Origin of the sequence: Lacibacter luteus, assembly GCF_004118265.1 — a bacterium.
Lineage (GTDB): Bacteria > Bacteroidota > Bacteroidia > Chitinophagales > Chitinophagaceae > Lacibacter > Lacibacter luteus.
Map to the genome: position 1 here is coordinate 452,497 of NZ_SDHW01000002.1, position 14,122 is coordinate 466,618.

Consider the following 14,122-nt stretch of genomic DNA (forward strand, 5'->3'; position numbering starts at 1 on the left):
GATGTTGCGTACTGAATGTTTTAAATTCGTTTAAATTTTTTCTCATGCGGAAACGGAGCTCCTATTTAGACATTGTTTTAAACCCATTTAACCTGCTGCGTACAAAACGTATTCTGCATGTTAACCCAACCGTTGCGCCACAACGCATAGAACCCGAGCACATTAACCTGTATGTTTACGATTATGACACCGAAAATCTTCATGAAGAAAAGCTAAATGAGGTTAAGGATGCTTTCCGTTACAAACATACCGCCAGTGTAACCTGGATTAATGTAGATGGTATTCGCCGTAAAGACATTGAGGAAATTTGCAACCATTTTAATGTACATCCGTTGGTAACGGAAGATATTATGAGCATTGGTCAGCGTCCGAAAGTAGATGAAATTGATGGCGTGATCTTTTGCCTGCTGAATATGCTTTATTTCAACGAAAAAGATTCTGCTGTTGAAACGGAACAAATATCAATTGTGCTGGGTAAACAATTTGTGCTCAGTTTCCAGGAAGATGCATCACGGGATGTATTTAATCCTCTGAGGGATAAAATACACTTCAGAAACAATAAGCTTCGCCAAAGCGGTACCGATTATTTATTCTATACGCTTATAGATCTTATTGTAGACAATTACTTTGTTGTAATGGAAAAGCTGAGCGATAAAATTGAAGTATTGGAAGAAGATATTATCCGCAGCCCCAACAACAGATCGCTCGCAAAAATTAACCAGCTTCGTAAAGAGATGATTGTGTTAAAGCGCAATATTACCCCGGTAAGAGACATGGTAAATGGAATCTTGCGAAGCGAAAGTGAATTATTAAACGAACGAACGGCCAAGTATTTTAAGGATGTGTACGATCATATTGTGCAGGCTGCAGACCTTGCAGAAAACTACCGTGATATGATGATGAACCTGCACGATTTATATCTGAGTAATGTTAACCTTAAGATGAATGAAGTGATGAAGGTGATGGCGATTGTAACATGTTTACTTGCACCTGCTACTGTAATTGGAGGTATGTTCGGGATGAATTTCGATATTATCCCTTATGCACATCATCAGTTTGGTTTTTACCTTGCCTGTGGTATGATGATCCTTATTCCCATTGTAATGCTTTATATATTTCGTAAAAGAGGATGGTTTTAAATTTCTTTCAATGAAACAACTACTAACACTCGCATTTCTGTTTGCACACTTTGCAGCAACAGCACAAAACGAAGAAGAGAAACTAAAAGATCTTGGCTTGCAATTACCGCCGGTAAGTAAACCAATTGCCAATTATGTAAAGTATGTGCGTACGGGCAATCTTATATTTTTGGCAGGTCATGGTCCAACTAAAGCAGACGGAACAAATATTACAGGTAAAGTTGGTAAAGACCTTACCATTGAACAGGGATACGATGCTGCAAGAATAACTGCACTTAGTTTAATTGCCACTTTAAAAGATGCTTTGGGTGGCCACTTAAGCAAAGTAAAACGTATTGTAAAAGTGAACGGCTATGTAAATTGTATGCCCGATTTTACAGAACAACCAAAAGTTATAAATGGTTGCAGCGATTTATTGGTAGCAATATTTGGAGAGAGGGGAAAACATGCCAGAGCTGCAATGGGTATGGTTGCTTTACCGTCGAATATTGCAGTGGAAATTGAACTGGTTGTGGAAGTAGAATGAGTTTAGAAATGCTCCATACTCTTGAGCATTTCATATTCTGTTTCAAAACTGCGGTGTTTAAACCAACCAATAATACCGCCACCGCCTAACCAGAAACAGACTTCAAGCAACAGAAATAAAATACCCATCGTGTTAATATAAAACCCAACAAAGGCTTGCGGATCGAAAGCGAACTGCAATAGTTTTATCACCAGCATACATGCTAAGCCTTCACGCAACACCCCGTGGAAAAGAATATATTTCCATTTAGGAATTGTCCTACGTTTTTCCCAATGTTTTAGAAATTTCCGCTGCCTGGGAGTAAGTCGATAGGGATGGTAATTACGAAAGTCGTTAAATGCCACTTAGTTTTAAGCCGTTGATTTTGGTTGTTTATAAATAGGAACGGTGCTGCATGGTTCGCCGTACATGATGCTTTTGGCTACAGGTCTTAAGCGTTTAGTGATTTCCATATAGGCCGACTCCGGAATGGGTTCATCGCCACATCCCTTTACTACTACACGTTGATCGATATATGCTTCCAAACTAAGTGTTGCAATTGCATGCATTAATTTCTGCTTCTTCCATTCTTCTTTTGAACCAAGAAATACTTCTGCTGCTATAGGTTGTAATAAAGCCGCTACCAGCATATAAGCCCACATGGGAATTATAGCATCTGCACTACAGGTTACCAACACCGTTTTTCCTGCATATCCCGAAAGATCTGTCTGTTGCAGCGAAGTACGAAACTCTTTTTCTTTAACAATGAGCCCCATAAAAAGATAGTCCTTTAAATCGAACAGAACCGGCTCTTCAGCAGGCATCATCGCTTCAAGATCAATCGTTTGTAGAGAACTTTCTGCAACACGGTTTACTATCACTTCACTCATATACTTAAAAGATTAGGATAGTAAAATTACTCCAAATATGCCACTTCCTTTTTTACGAACTATCAGCATCGTAGTTTTTCATTCTTTTAATCGTAAAACTACTGTTAATAAAAATGGGCATAACTTCCGTTATGCCCATTGTATTCTTGAGAAAGCTTCGATTAATAAAACTTAATTCTTCTGTCTTTTACTGTTGCTGCAGTACGTAACGCCTGCAAAGAAGCATTTGCTGCACTTTGTTTCATACCTGCTTCCATTTGTGCTCTGCGCTCGTTATAAGCAGCATTTCCTGCGGGTAACAAACCAACAGTTTCTGTACGGAAAAGGAACACTGCAGAATTACCAGCTACCGGTTCGCCCACTTTACCTTTATTGGCAGGATTGAATGCCGCACCTGTTAATTTAGGCTCCATTCCTACACCTGCAATGAATGGAGAGTAGAACGAAATACTATCGGCACGAAGAACATTTGTTTTAAACGAAGTTGCTACCTGGTTTAAATCTCTGTTGTTACCGATCTTAGAAATAATTTCACTCGCCTTCTTTTGATTACGGATAATACTTTCAACCTGTACACGTACAGTTTTCGCATCAGGCAAACCTTCTTCACGTTCTTCTGTAATTAACGCAACAATTACTTTATCGTTAAGCGTTGTTGGCTCAGAAACATCACCTGTTCCATTTTCGTAGATCCAACGAACAAAATTGCGTGCACCGCCTAAACCAATAATTGAATAATCCGTAGGACGAACTTCTGCAATACGGGGAACCAGTTTATTTTTTGTTACAGCAGCATCGAACTGTTTTGCATTGCGTGCTTCAGCAGCAAATTGTGCAGCTGCAGTACTTGCGCTGTTAATTGTTTCATCACTTGGTTCTACAGTGCGTGAAAAGTAAGCGATCTTATATGCGGGTTCAATTTTCTTTTGATCCATAATTTCGATGTAGTGATACCCGAAACTTGTTTTTACAACCTGTTTGCTTCCTTTTCCATTGTAGAAAATAAATTCAGCAAACTCTTTTGCAAGGCTGCCAAACTGTTGCGATGTAAATTCGTATTCACCTGCTTTTTCTTTACTACCCTGATCTGTTGAATACTTAGTAACCATTGCCGCAAAATCAGCACCACCTGCTATTGCCTTTGCAATACTATCTGTTTTAACTTTTGCAGCGCTATCACTTAATAACGGTGTTCCTGTTTGCGGATCTACCGTACTAATTAAGATGTGACGGCATTTCACAGAATCGGGCATTTCACGCTTAGCAATCATTTTTGCTAAAACATAATTACCACCATCTGCATAAGGACCATATACAGCACCAACTGCCAGGCTGCGGATTGTATCACCATTCGGAATCTGCATGGTTGATTTTAATACATAACCATCATAGAACGGAGTAGTTGATGTGTTCGCAATAATAAATTGCGCAGCATCAGCAGCTCTTGCAAAACTATCTTTCAGTTTTACAACTTCGCCCAATGCCGCTGCGCTGTCTGCCGCATTTGGAGCAGCATCAAACACTACATAAGAAATAGAACGGCTTTCAGTTTGTTTAAATTCATTCTTATGCTTACGTACATATGCATTAATATCATCGTCGCTCACTTTTACCGCACTATCGCTGATGGTTTGATAAGGAACAGCAACATAACTGATCGATGCAATACTGCTTTGATCTGTTATTTCTTTATCGCTTAACCATTTTGGATAAAATACTGCACCCGATACCAATGCAGCATATTTCATACGCAAACCATTTTGAATAAGATAGTCAATGATGTTACGCTCTACGTATACTCGTTGCGGATCGTTTGCTTTCTTCTTTTTTAATGAATTGATGAACTGGCGTGCTGCTGCTGCATCATAATTACCATTTGCATCTTTATACTGTTGTGCCAGCGCCGGTGGCGGATTACTTCCGTACAATGCATCATCAAGATCTGCGGCACTGAAAACAAGACCTAATTTTTCATATTCACCTGTTAGAATAATTTCTTCTACTTCATTACTCCATAACATTTCGTTCAATTGCTGGCGCATTTCGTCGTTCACATCCATTCCCTGCGAACGGTAACCGTTTTCCATTTCTGATAAACGCTGACTGAAACTGTTTACATCAATGTCTTTTCCGTTTACAGAACCAATTGATGTGCCTTGCGAACTACCGCCACGGCCACGACCTGCAAAATAATCTGTAAGAATAAATCCAATAAGGCTCAAAGCAATCACAGCAATACTCACAGCTGCATACTTTTCACGAATCTGCTGAATAATGGACATAATAATATATTGTACGTTATAAAAGTGAGCGGCAAAAATAGGGGAAAAAGATGTTTGAACAAATTGTGGAAAACTCCCGTAAACAACACAGGACAAGGGTTTTAGAAAATAACGACCGGACATTTTAAATTCTCAACAAGCGAATTCACAACCCTGTGTTGATAACCCCGCTTTCCTGTGGATTTCCTTCAGTTAAAATCGGGGATAAAACCGTGTATGAAAAGTGTACATATTGACCCAACAGCATCCTTACTTTCGTTAGCGTTAAAAAAGCCGGGTTTATCCTCATTTCAAACACAGCGTTTTCTGTAAGACTTGATACTGAACTTTTACAATCAATTTAAAATCCCCGATTGTGCATAACCACACAAAATGCTTAACCCTACTGTATTTGCTCTTGTGAATGAAAAGGGGATAACTGTTAATAACCCGAGGCGACTTATATTTTCAAATACAAAAAGAAAGCAGATATCCACGAATTCACATCCATAATAGTATTAGATTTTTATATAAAAAAGATAATTAGTAAGATATACTAGGGTAAATGCACAAGTTTTTTTGAAGTAGCTTTGAATCGAAATTAAAGTTTTTGAAATGAGTACAGCGTTGGTAACAGATCTGAATTTGAATGTAGAAAAAAATGGTTTTCTGGATATTGAACTCGATCCGGAAATGGATCTGTTTGCAGAAATTGAACGGTTGAAGAAAGAAAAAAATGCCATTATCCTGGCGCATTACTACCAGGAACCCGATATTCAGGATGTGGCCGATTACATTGGCGATAGCCTGGGCCTTGCACAGAAAGCAGAAAAAACAGATGCAGATATCATCGTATTTGCAGGTGTACACTTCATGGCCGAAACAGCGAAGATTCTCAACCCAACCAAGAAAGTTGTTATTCCCGATTTTAAAGCAGGATGCTCATTGAGCGATAGTTGTCCGCCCCCGCTTTTTGCACAATTCAAAGCACAGCACCCCGATCATTTGGTTATTTCGTACATCAACTGCAGTGCAGGCATAAAAGCCCTCAGCGATATTATTTGCACCAGCAGTAATGCACAAAAAATTGTGGAAAGCTTACCCAAAGACCAAAAGATCATTTTTGCTCCCGATAAAAATCTTGGTGCTTACATAAACAAAGTAACCGGCCGCAACATGGTGCTTTGGAATGGCGCTTGTATGGTACACGAAATTTTTAGTGTGGAAAAGATCAGCAAGTTGAAATTACGTCATCCAAACGCTAAAATAATTGCACACCCCGAATGCGAAGAGCCGGTTTTACGTTTGGCCGATTATATTGGCAGCACAACGCAGTTGCTCAAATACACCGAAAAAGACGCTTCTGCAGAATACATAGTTGCTACAGAAACCGGTATTCTTCACCAGATGATGAAGAGTAATCCACAAAAAACATTTATTCCGGCACCGCCTAATAACAGTTGTGCATGCAATGATTGTCCGCATATGAAGCGCAATACGCTTGAAAAGATTTACCTGTGTATGGAGTATGAAGTGCCGGAAATTATTATGGATGAAGAGTTGCGCCTGGCTGCTAAAAAGCCAATTGACCGCATGCTGGAATTGAGCGCACAATTTGGTCTTATATAAGGCTTAAAAATAAAAAAGGGGCCAGATAGAAATCCTGCCCCGTTTTAAAATCCAATATCCTATGAAAAACCGAGTGTAAGATAGACACGATTTTGAGAATGTGAAAGAATTTGCCGTTTTTTTTTATAAGATTAGCGGTTTTTACGTAGTACATCACGGGCTTTTTCCAGATCGGCCGCCGTATCTATCGAAACACCAACGGGTTCTGTTATCGCCATCCGTATACGGTAGCCATTTTCCAGTAAACGCAACTGCTCCAGTTTTTCGGCCTGCTCCAATGCAGATACAGGTAATTTTATAAAAGATAACAGAGCTTCTTTCCTGTAACCATAAATGCCAATGTGTTTATAATATGGTATTGCAGCAGTTACATCCCGTTTAAACGGAACAGTACTGCGGCTGAAATAAAGTGCATCCATTTGTTTATTAACCACCACTTTTACACAGTTGGGATCGTTAACCTGTGCATCGTCGGTTATAATATGCATTAACGAAGCAACATCAACAGCAGCATCGCTGAAAAGTGCACATAAATTTTCAAGCGATTGTTTTTGAACAAAAGGTTCATCGCCCTGTACGTTAATAATAATATCTGCATCAATGCCCTCAATAGCTTCAGCAATACGATCACTTCCGCTCTCGTGTTCTTTTTTACTCATAACAGCACTACCGCCATTCGAAACAATTTCATCGTAAATAACAGTACTGTCAGTTGCTACCAGCACCTGGCTGAACAAACCGGTTGCAACGGTATTTTCATAAGTTGTACGGATAACAGTTTTGTTATCGAGTAACTGCATCAGCTTAGCAGGAAAACGGGTGGCCGCATAACGGGCAGGTATAACAGCAATGATACGCATGTAACAAATGTAAATGAACTTTAAACAAGGCAGCGAAACTCAAATGAATTGATACATTTGTTTTTCTTAAACAAACAATATGACAAATTTTCTCCGCTTAAGTATCCTGGTAACGATGGCTTTTATGTTTTTGGCAGCAACAGCTCCTGTAAAAAAGAAAAAATGGATCTCATTGTTTGATGGTAAAACGCTTAACGGATGGAAAGTGGGTGCAAACGCTGAAACATTTAAAGTAGAAGACGGAGCAATTGTTGTAAACGGAAAAGTGGCGCATCTGTTTTATAATGGAGATGCCGGGGCGCATAATTTTAAAAATTTCGAGCTTACGCTCGATATAATGACAATGCCCGGCTCGAATTCGGGAGTATATATACACACCGAATACCAGGAAGGCGGATGGCCCAAAAAAGGTTACGAAGTGCAGGTAAATAATTCGCATACCGACTGGCGCAGAACTGCAGGTTTATATGCTGTGCAGGATGTAAAGGAAGCACCGGCCAAAGACAATGAATGGTTTACCATGCACATTGTTGTAAAGGATAAAACCATCAAAACATTTGTAAACAAAAAGCAAATAGTTGATTATACCGAACCCGAAAATGCTGTGCGTGAAAAAGGAATGGAAGGCCGCCTGCTCAGCAGCGGAACCATTGCACTGCAGGGCCACGATCCGAAAAGCAAAGTGTTGTATAAAAACATCAAATTAAAAATTCTCGATTAAGCATTACGCTTCATAAAACTCCAAAGGAAGCCCATCGGGATCGGCAATAAACGTAAAGCGCTTGCCGGTAAATTCATCTACACGAATGGGCTCGGCCACAACATTGTGCAACAATAAACGGGCAATTACTTTTTCAAGATCAGCAGTTGCAAAAGCCAGGTGACGCAAGCCCTGTGCTTCCGGTCTTGATGGGCGTGGCGGTGGATGCGGAAACGAAAACAGTTCAATGATGTAATGACCATTCAATGCAAGATCAAGTTTATACGAATCCCGTTCTGCACGATACACTTCTCTTATAACAGTTAGCCCCAGTACGTTGGTATAAAATTGTTTTGATTGATGATAGTTTGAACAGATGATGGCGATATGATGAACAGCTTGCAGCATGATGCTTTTGGAAGCAAAGATGCAGTAAACAGGCGTAATCATGTAATACATCCTGTTGTATAGTGGCTTTAGCAACGAAGGATGAACGAAGGATGCTTGCTTCTAGCTGCCTTAATGATTATCTTGTTTTGCAAACAGTAAGCTATGGCACAGTTAGAGGAAAACAGTATTATTAACCAAATCAGGGGACAGATCGGTAAACAGCTTGTTTTTAAACGGTATGGAAAGAAAACTGTGGTGAGCAAGTACCCCGACATGAGCAATGTAAAACCGAGTAAGCTGCAAAAGAAGAAACGCAGCCGGTTTGCGGAAGCCGTAATGTATGCGCAACTGATTAATAATGATGCTGTGTTGAAGGAAGAATACAGGAAGAAGGTTAAGAAGGGGCAAACGGTTTATCATTATGCGATAAAAGAGTTTTTAAAAGAACAATAATTTGATCTGTGCTGAATTATTTGCTCAGCAATTACAATTCATTTTGCTTATTTGCGGTTTCCCACAAAAGCACGAAGCACACGGATTTTTTGCTCACAGATTGCACGGAATAAGATTGATGGAAATTCGCTACACCCATTTTGCTTTGCCACAGATATACACAAAAGAACACAGACTATCCTTCGGATGTGCTAAGTGTTTTACCACGAAAGACACGAATTACACGAATGGAAATTCTGGTTATTCTTTTTTTAGGCTTTATACTGGTAAGCCAAGCCTGTTTTGTATTTCGGGTACTGCGGCGTTGTGGAGTTGCTGAACTTTATTGAATAAGAGTTGAAGGTCGGGTTCATGTACTGAATAATCGGTTTTATAGCGGGCATCAATGTAGGCATCGTCTATGATCTGCAACAAACGTTTTTCTTCTTCTGTATCGGCTGGAAAAACATGATCGACGATTGAGGTGCAGCGACTACATGATTTTTTAAGGACAGAAAGTGCATGTGTTTTTTTATCGTGACCGGTGAGAGCGGTTAGTATTGCACGGCAGCAGAGCTCTGCCGCCTGCTGTATGAAAAATGCGGAGAGATTATTCTGTTCCTTTAATCCCTGTCCTGCGTATTGCAGGAATGTTGCAGCTTTGTTGAAATTGTGATTAAACTTTTGAACTGCTGTTTGCGTAAGCTCTTTTAACTTTTCTTCTGTATTAACCGGCCATTTTTCCTCCTTGCTCCAATAGAGCAGATTATTGTTTGTGCAGGCAAAACTGTAAAACGGATGACCTGCTGCAAGAGCGGCTTTTACATGGCTTGCTTTGTGAAGAGAAAAGCAAAGCTGTGTGCCCAACGAGCAACCCCCTTCAAGGAAGTTTTCGTATTCACTAAAGGGTTTGTCCTGAAACGAATCGGGCATGATAATGAGCAGACCGGTATGGGATTGATCTTCTTTCATTTTATTATGTGCCGTACTATAGATACGCTCCGGCTGCAGTGTAGTAACCAGGAAGCTAACAACCCTGTATAGTAGCTCATTTTGAAAAACAGATGCAGCACATTGTTCTTCATCCAGCAGGTTGTATTGCTTGCTGATAAGATTTAACTGCTCCCTGTTTATTGCAGCAGCTTCGTCTAAAACATTGAAGAGCTGGTTGAGCTCCGGCAACAGTTCTTCGAAATAGGAGGTGATTCCGATCCTGAATTCGGATTCCATATAATCGAAAAGAACTTTGCGGAGATTGCGGCTGATGAGAGCGGGATTGCCATATTCGATGAGATTGATGAGGGAGTTCATGGTGGGGAGTTGAGAGGGATGAAATGTGAGTCGTGAAACGTGAATCGTCAGTCGGGAGTCGTGAGTGCCGAGCGTTGTGTAAAGGTTGGGTGACAGCAGGCGGTAACCTACCAATACAGGTTGTGTTTTACCGTTGTTTCACTGTTTTTTACGGGGAAAGAAATTGTATGTTGAAAGCAGTTATGGGTTAAGCGTTATGTGTTACGGAATGAGGTATTAAATGCAAAGAGAAATAATTACTTTAGCGTTATGACAGAAAAGACCATACATGAAGGCAGGAATGTAAAACGCATACGTGAGATACTCGGCATTAAGCAGGATGCGCTTGCCATGGAATTGGGACTGAGCCAACAGGCTGTGAGTGCCTTGGAGCAGAAAGAAAAAATTGATGAGAAAATATTGGAAGATGTGGCGAAGGTATTAAAGGTGCCGAGTGATGCAATTAAAAATTTGACAGATGAAGCTGCAACAAACTTCTTTAACACTTTTAATGATAATAGTGGCTTCAATTACAACTGTACATTTAATCCGTTAGAAAAGTACATTGAAGCAATGGAAGAAAACAAAAAGCTTTATGAACGCCTGCTTGAAACGGAGCGTGAAAAAGTTGCCTTGCTGGAGAAGATGCTGAATAAATAAACAAGAATAAAAAGATTTGAAGCCCCGACACAACTGCCGGGGCTTTTTTGCTGGCGGATGTTTTCTTTTCTGCAAAAGAATTCAGACCTTATTGCTGCATTGTAAAGCAACCGAAATGAACGACATCCATTACAGCCTGATTATACACCGGAACAGGCCACGTGTATTGCTGCAATTTGCCCATAACAAAGCATGGAATGAACGCATTAAACAAGTGCCGGGTGCTGCATGGAGCAGCAGCTTAAAAGGATGGCATATACCGGATACAGCAGAGAACCGGAAAAAATGCAAGCTGCCGGAAGCAACCGCACTTGCGGTGCAGCAACAAAAAGTTGAACGATCAGTAATCCGTTTATCGGGCAATAACAAAGAACAGTTGCTGCTTTACCTGGAGCAACTTGCCTTGAAAAAATACAGCAAGAGTACACTGCAAACTTACCGTAATGAGTTTATGCAATTGCTGCAGTTGCTGGGCGAAAACAAGGTGCAGGATCTTACGCCTGAGCATTTGAAACGGTATATGCTTTTTTGTGTGGTGAAGTTACAATTGAGTGAAAATACATTACACAGCAGGCTGAACGCTTTGAAATTTTATTATGAGCAGGTGTTAAAACGTGATAAGTTTTTTTGGGAGATACCAAGACCTAAGAAACAACAACAGCTGCCAAATTTTTTTAACCAGCATGAGATAACAGCAATTATTAAAGCTGCTGACAATCTTAAACACAAAGCAATGTTGATGCTTACTTATGCAACAGGTTTGCGTGTAAGTGAAACTGTAAGTCTTCGTATTGAAGCAATAGACAGTAAGCGAATGTGTGTATTTATAAAGCAGGCGAAAGGTAAAAAAGACAGAATGGTTCGTTTAAGCCCGGTGTTATTAATTATGTTACGTACGTATTGGAAAGAAGCAAAATTGGAAAAAACGGGGTGGCTTTTTCCGGGCCAAACTGCGGGAGAGCCATACAGCAGCCGCAGTTTGCAGTTGGTACTTGCCGCAGCCAAGAAAAAGGCAGGAATTATGAAACCGGGAAGTGTACATGCATTACGCCATAGTTTTGCCACTCATTTACTGGATAAGGGCACAGATGTTACAATGATCATGAAACTGCTGGGTCATAACAGTATTAAAACAACGTTGCGCTACCTGCATGTAACCAACCGTGACCTTTTGCACGTGATGAGTCCTTTGGATGATCTTCAATTTTAGCGATAGCTACCCTGCTGCGCTTGTAAAAACCTTAAGTTGTATTTGCGAAAGTTTGATAAAGAAAACAATATTTTTAATTGATTGAAAATTAACAATGTATAGAAAAAAGCGAAAGTTAGAAAGGGAATAACTTTCGTATATTTATGCGTTGGCAGCAAGTTTAAAAAGACAGACAATCACTAAAAAATGGTAACAAATTCAAATCTACATTACACACTAATTAGACACATTATTGACAAAGGTTTTGCACCAAGTGTAGAAGACCTTGTAACGCTGTTGGACACAGACAAAGAAAAAGTAATTCAAGGTTTGCACGACCTGCAAGATTATCACGGAGTGGTTTTGCATCCAAATGAACCCAAGGTTTGGGTAATACATCCATTTTCATTAGCACCGACAAACTTTTATGTAAAAACTGACAAAGGCGAGTGGTGGGGAAATTGTGCTTGGTGTTCTTTGGGTGTTGCAGCGTTACTAAATGACAACGTAAAAATAACGACAACAATCGGTGCAGAAACCAAACAAATTGAAATCAATATTATTGACGGAGAGATACAAGAAAAAGACTACTTCATACATTTTCCAATCCCTATGACCAATGCTTGGGACAATGTAATTTACACTTGTAGCAATATGTTGGTTTTTGAAAATCCAGAACAGGTTGACGCTTGGGCAAAGAAACATAACATACCAAAGGGCGACATTCAACCCATTGAAAAAATATGGAATTTTTCTAAAAAATGGTATGGTAATCACTTAAATCCAGAGTGGACTAAGTGGACAATGGAAGACGCAAAAAAAATATTTGCTGAGTTTGAATTGAATGACAAAATATGGAGCTTAGGCGAATCAAAAGACAGGTTTTAGTCAGACCAAAAAACCTGCTGCCAACATTGCATTGGCAATATTGGCGGGGCGACGAATATGTTCTCAGCTTTTTGTTCATTAACGAGCTTCAGTTTTAGCAGACGAATATCGCCGAGCAACAGAATAAAATGTGCTTTTGTATATTTAATCAGCAGCGGCGCCGGGCAGCTGGAACACAGAACACCGCCATATCGCCAATGCTTTAACGTTGTATGTCACCCTAAACGAGCATCCTACCTAAATTCAAACTAACATGACTTTGCCATGCTGCCCATCGCTATTTTTAGCACATTGCAAGGCACACGAAACCCAGACACAAAAGCCAACCTTGCAAAGAGCTAAAAATGGCAATGCACAACCAACCCTCCCCGGCTGACGGAATTCTATTTGGCTTGACATTCAAACGTCAACTGAACAACAATTTTCAGCAGGCATTTTGTTATTTTCACAAACAATGGCAGACGTTTTTACAAAGAAGAAACGAAGTGATGTAATGAGCAAGATTCGGGCAAAAAATACAAAGCCTGAATTATTAGTTCGTCAATTTCTATTTTCAAAAGGATTTAGATACAGACTACATCAAGACGCTTTGCCAGGAAAGCCCGACATTATTTTGAAGAAATATAAAACGATAATTTTTGTTAATGGTTGTTTTTGGCATGGTCATAAAAACTGCAAAAAATCAATTCTCCCTACATCTAATATTACATTTTGGAAAGGAAAAATTCAAGCTAATATAGACCGGGATAAGAGGTCTAAGCGTTCTCTCAAAAAACTTGGATGGTCTATATTGACCATTTGGGAATGCGATATTAAAAATAAAATGACCCTTACTAAGACCATGAACAAACTATTGAAATATCTAAATGGTATTAAAGCAGAACTAAATTACTAACAAATGTGGATAAAAAATGCCAATTTTTTTAGCATATATTTAGGATACCTACCCTACTTTTGACAATATCTGTCAAAACAAACATTGTCTCATGGAATCATTTGGTGACAAAATTAGAATTGCAAGAGAACAGAGTTCCTTGCTTCTTCGGCAGGTTGCTGCTGAATTAGACATTGACCAAGCAATCATTAGCAAGTACGAAAGAGGTGGACGAAAACCAACAAGAGAACAAGTTTTGAAGTTTGCCAAGTTTTACAAACTCAACAAGGACGAATTGCTTGTTGCATGGTTAAGCGACAAAGTAACCTATGAATTAAGTGATGAAAATCTTGCTTGCGAAGCTTTGAAAGTAGCAGAAGCAAAAATCAAGTATGTTCAAAAATCAAAAGTTTAG

General features: G+C 39.6%; 16 protein-coding genes. 10 read left to right on the forward strand and 6 right to left on the reverse strand.

The features are described 5' to 3' along the window. Positions 1 to 44: 44 nt before the first annotated feature. Both corA and ESA94_RS09640 read left to right on the forward strand, forming a co-directional pair. The gene (gene corA / locus ESA94_RS09635) at positions 45 to 1,139 is read left to right on the forward strand and encodes a magnesium/cobalt transporter CorA (protein WP_129130676.1); all 1,095 of its coding nucleotides are present in this window, start codon (positions 45 to 47) and stop codon (positions 1,137 to 1,139) included. A 10-nt stretch (positions 1,140 to 1,149) separates the two neighbouring features. Next, positions 1,150 to 1,665: a RidA family protein gene (locus ESA94_RS09640; RefSeq protein WP_129130677.1), complete on the forward strand. Its 516-nt coding sequence runs from the start codon at positions 1,150 to 1,152 to the stop codon at positions 1,663 to 1,665. Between the two features lie 2 nt (positions 1,666 to 1,667). On the opposite strand, the gene ESA94_RS09645 is transcribed toward ESA94_RS09640, so the two are convergent. From ESA94_RS09645 to ESA94_RS09655, 3 genes are all read right to left on the reverse strand, one after another. Continuing rightward, positions 1,668 to 2,009, reverse strand: a complete 342-nt coding sequence (locus ESA94_RS09645) for a hypothetical protein (protein ID WP_129130678.1) — start codon at positions 2,007 to 2,009, stop codon at positions 1,668 to 1,670. A 6-nt stretch (positions 2,010 to 2,015) separates the two neighbouring features. Beyond that, positions 2,016 to 2,534, reverse strand: a complete 519-nt coding sequence (locus tag ESA94_RS09650) for a DUF2480 family protein (RefSeq protein WP_129130679.1) — start codon at positions 2,532 to 2,534, stop codon at positions 2,016 to 2,018. Positions 2,535 to 2,695: 161 nt separating this feature from the next. Then, positions 2,696 to 4,816, reverse strand: a complete 2,121-nt coding sequence (locus ESA94_RS09655) for a peptidylprolyl isomerase (RefSeq protein ID WP_164972694.1) — start codon at positions 4,814 to 4,816, stop codon at positions 2,696 to 2,698. A 594-nt stretch (positions 4,817 to 5,410) separates the two neighbouring features. Here ESA94_RS09655 and nadA point away from each other — a divergent pair. Beyond that, positions 5,411 to 6,424 carry a quinolinate synthase NadA gene (gene nadA / locus ESA94_RS09660; protein ID WP_129130681.1) on the forward strand — a complete coding sequence of 338 codons (1,014 nt, stop codon included), beginning with the start codon at positions 5,411 to 5,413 and terminating at the stop codon, positions 6,422 to 6,424. A 131-nt stretch (positions 6,425 to 6,555) separates the two neighbouring features. Here the strand turns inward: nadA and kdsB are convergent, their stop codons facing one another. Further along, complete coding sequence (gene kdsB / locus ESA94_RS09665) at positions 6,556 to 7,284, reverse strand: 3-deoxy-manno-octulosonate cytidylyltransferase (protein ID WP_129130682.1); 729 nt, start codon at positions 7,282 to 7,284, stop codon at positions 6,556 to 6,558. Between the two features lie 79 nt (positions 7,285 to 7,363). Here kdsB and ESA94_RS09670 point away from each other — a divergent pair, with 79 nt between their 5' ends. Next, the gene (locus ESA94_RS09670; protein WP_129130683.1) at positions 7,364 to 8,005 is read left to right on the forward strand and encodes a 3-keto-disaccharide hydrolase; all 642 of its coding nucleotides are present in this window, start codon (positions 7,364 to 7,366) and stop codon (positions 8,003 to 8,005) included. Between the two features lie 3 nt (positions 8,006 to 8,008). Here the strand turns inward: ESA94_RS09670 and gloA2 are convergent, their stop codons facing one another. Then, positions 8,009 to 8,392 (reverse strand): SMU1112c/YaeR family gloxylase I-like metalloprotein, encoded by a 384-nt coding sequence (gloA2, locus tag ESA94_RS09675; protein ID WP_129130684.1) that lies wholly within the window; start codon positions 8,390 to 8,392, stop codon positions 8,009 to 8,011. A gap of 144 nt (positions 8,393 to 8,536) precedes the next feature. On the opposite strand from gloA2, the gene ESA94_RS09680 reads away from it, so the two are divergent. Next, on the forward strand, positions 8,537 to 8,827 hold the full coding sequence (locus tag ESA94_RS09680) for a hypothetical protein (protein ID WP_129130685.1): 291 nt from the start codon (positions 8,537 to 8,539) through the stop codon (positions 8,825 to 8,827). 258 nt (positions 8,828 to 9,085) lie between these two features. Here the strand turns inward: ESA94_RS09680 and ESA94_RS09685 are convergent, their stop codons facing one another. Beyond that, a complete protein-coding gene (locus ESA94_RS09685) occupies positions 9,086 to 10,117 on the reverse strand; it encodes a HEPN domain-containing protein (RefSeq protein ID WP_129130686.1) in 1,032 nt (343 codons plus the stop codon). A 249-nt stretch (positions 10,118 to 10,366) separates the two neighbouring features. On the opposite strand from ESA94_RS09685, the gene ESA94_RS09690 reads away from it, so the two are divergent. The 5 genes from ESA94_RS09690 (at position 10,367) to ESA94_RS09710 (ending at position 14,122) form a co-directional block, all read left to right on the forward strand. Next, positions 10,367 to 10,756, forward strand: a complete 390-nt coding sequence (locus ESA94_RS09690; RefSeq protein ID WP_129130687.1) for a helix-turn-helix domain-containing protein — start codon at positions 10,367 to 10,369, stop codon at positions 10,754 to 10,756. A gap of 115 nt (positions 10,757 to 10,871) precedes the next feature. Next, positions 10,872 to 11,966 (forward strand): tyrosine-type recombinase/integrase, encoded by a 1,095-nt coding sequence (locus ESA94_RS09695; RefSeq protein ID WP_129130688.1) that lies wholly within the window; start codon positions 10,872 to 10,874, stop codon positions 11,964 to 11,966. Between the two features lie 186 nt (positions 11,967 to 12,152). Further along, positions 12,153 to 12,833 carry an alkylmercury lyase family protein gene (locus tag ESA94_RS09700; RefSeq protein ID WP_129130689.1) on the forward strand — a complete coding sequence of 227 codons (681 nt, stop codon included), beginning with the start codon at positions 12,153 to 12,155 and terminating at the stop codon, positions 12,831 to 12,833. A gap of 454 nt (positions 12,834 to 13,287) precedes the next feature. Further along, a complete protein-coding gene (locus ESA94_RS09705; protein WP_129130690.1) occupies positions 13,288 to 13,728 on the forward strand; it encodes a very short patch repair endonuclease in 441 nt (146 codons plus the stop codon). A 91-nt stretch (positions 13,729 to 13,819) separates the two neighbouring features. Then, positions 13,820 to 14,122, forward strand: coding sequence for a helix-turn-helix domain-containing protein (locus tag ESA94_RS09710; protein ID WP_129130691.1), 303 nt, complete (start codon positions 13,820 to 13,822; stop codon positions 14,120 to 14,122).

Coding starts and splice junctions, on each gene's coding strand:
- corA (WP_129130676.1), top strand. CDS start 45: ATGCGGAAACGGAGCTCCTATTTAGACATTGTTTTAAACCCATTTAAC.
- ESA94_RS09640 (WP_129130677.1), top strand. CDS start 1,150: ATGAAACAACTACTAACACTCGCATTTCTGTTTGCACACTTTGCAGCA.
- ESA94_RS09650 (WP_129130679.1), bottom strand. CDS start 2,534: ATGAGTGAAGTGATAGTAAACCGTGTTGCAGAAAGTTCTCTACAAACG.
- ESA94_RS09655 (WP_164972694.1), bottom strand. CDS start 4,816: ATGTCCATTATTCAGCAGATTCGTGAAAAGTATGCAGCTGTGAGTATT.
- nadA (WP_129130681.1), top strand. CDS start 5,411: ATGAGTACAGCGTTGGTAACAGATCTGAATTTGAATGTAGAAAAAAAT.
- kdsB (WP_129130682.1), bottom strand. CDS start 7,284: ATGCGTATCATTGCTGTTATACCTGCCCGTTATGCGGCCACCCGTTTT.
- ESA94_RS09670 (WP_129130683.1), top strand. CDS start 7,364: ATGACAAATTTTCTCCGCTTAAGTATCCTGGTAACGATGGCTTTTATG.
- gloA2 (WP_129130684.1), bottom strand. CDS start 8,392: ATGCTGCAAGCTGTTCATCATATCGCCATCATCTGTTCAAACTATCAT.
- ESA94_RS09680 (WP_129130685.1), top strand. CDS start 8,537: ATGGCACAGTTAGAGGAAAACAGTATTATTAACCAAATCAGGGGACAG.
- ESA94_RS09685 (WP_129130686.1), bottom strand. CDS start 10,117: ATGAACTCCCTCATCAATCTCATCGAATATGGCAATCCCGCTCTCATC.
- ESA94_RS09690 (WP_129130687.1), top strand. CDS start 10,367: ATGACAGAAAAGACCATACATGAAGGCAGGAATGTAAAACGCATACGT.
- ESA94_RS09695 (WP_129130688.1), top strand. CDS start 10,872: ATGAACGACATCCATTACAGCCTGATTATACACCGGAACAGGCCACGT.
- ESA94_RS09700 (WP_129130689.1), top strand. CDS start 12,153: ATGGTAACAAATTCAAATCTACATTACACACTAATTAGACACATTATT.
- ESA94_RS09705 (WP_129130690.1), top strand. CDS start 13,288: ATGGCAGACGTTTTTACAAAGAAGAAACGAAGTGATGTAATGAGCAAG.
- ESA94_RS09710 (WP_129130691.1), top strand. CDS start 13,820: ATGGAATCATTTGGTGACAAAATTAGAATTGCAAGAGAACAGAGTTCC.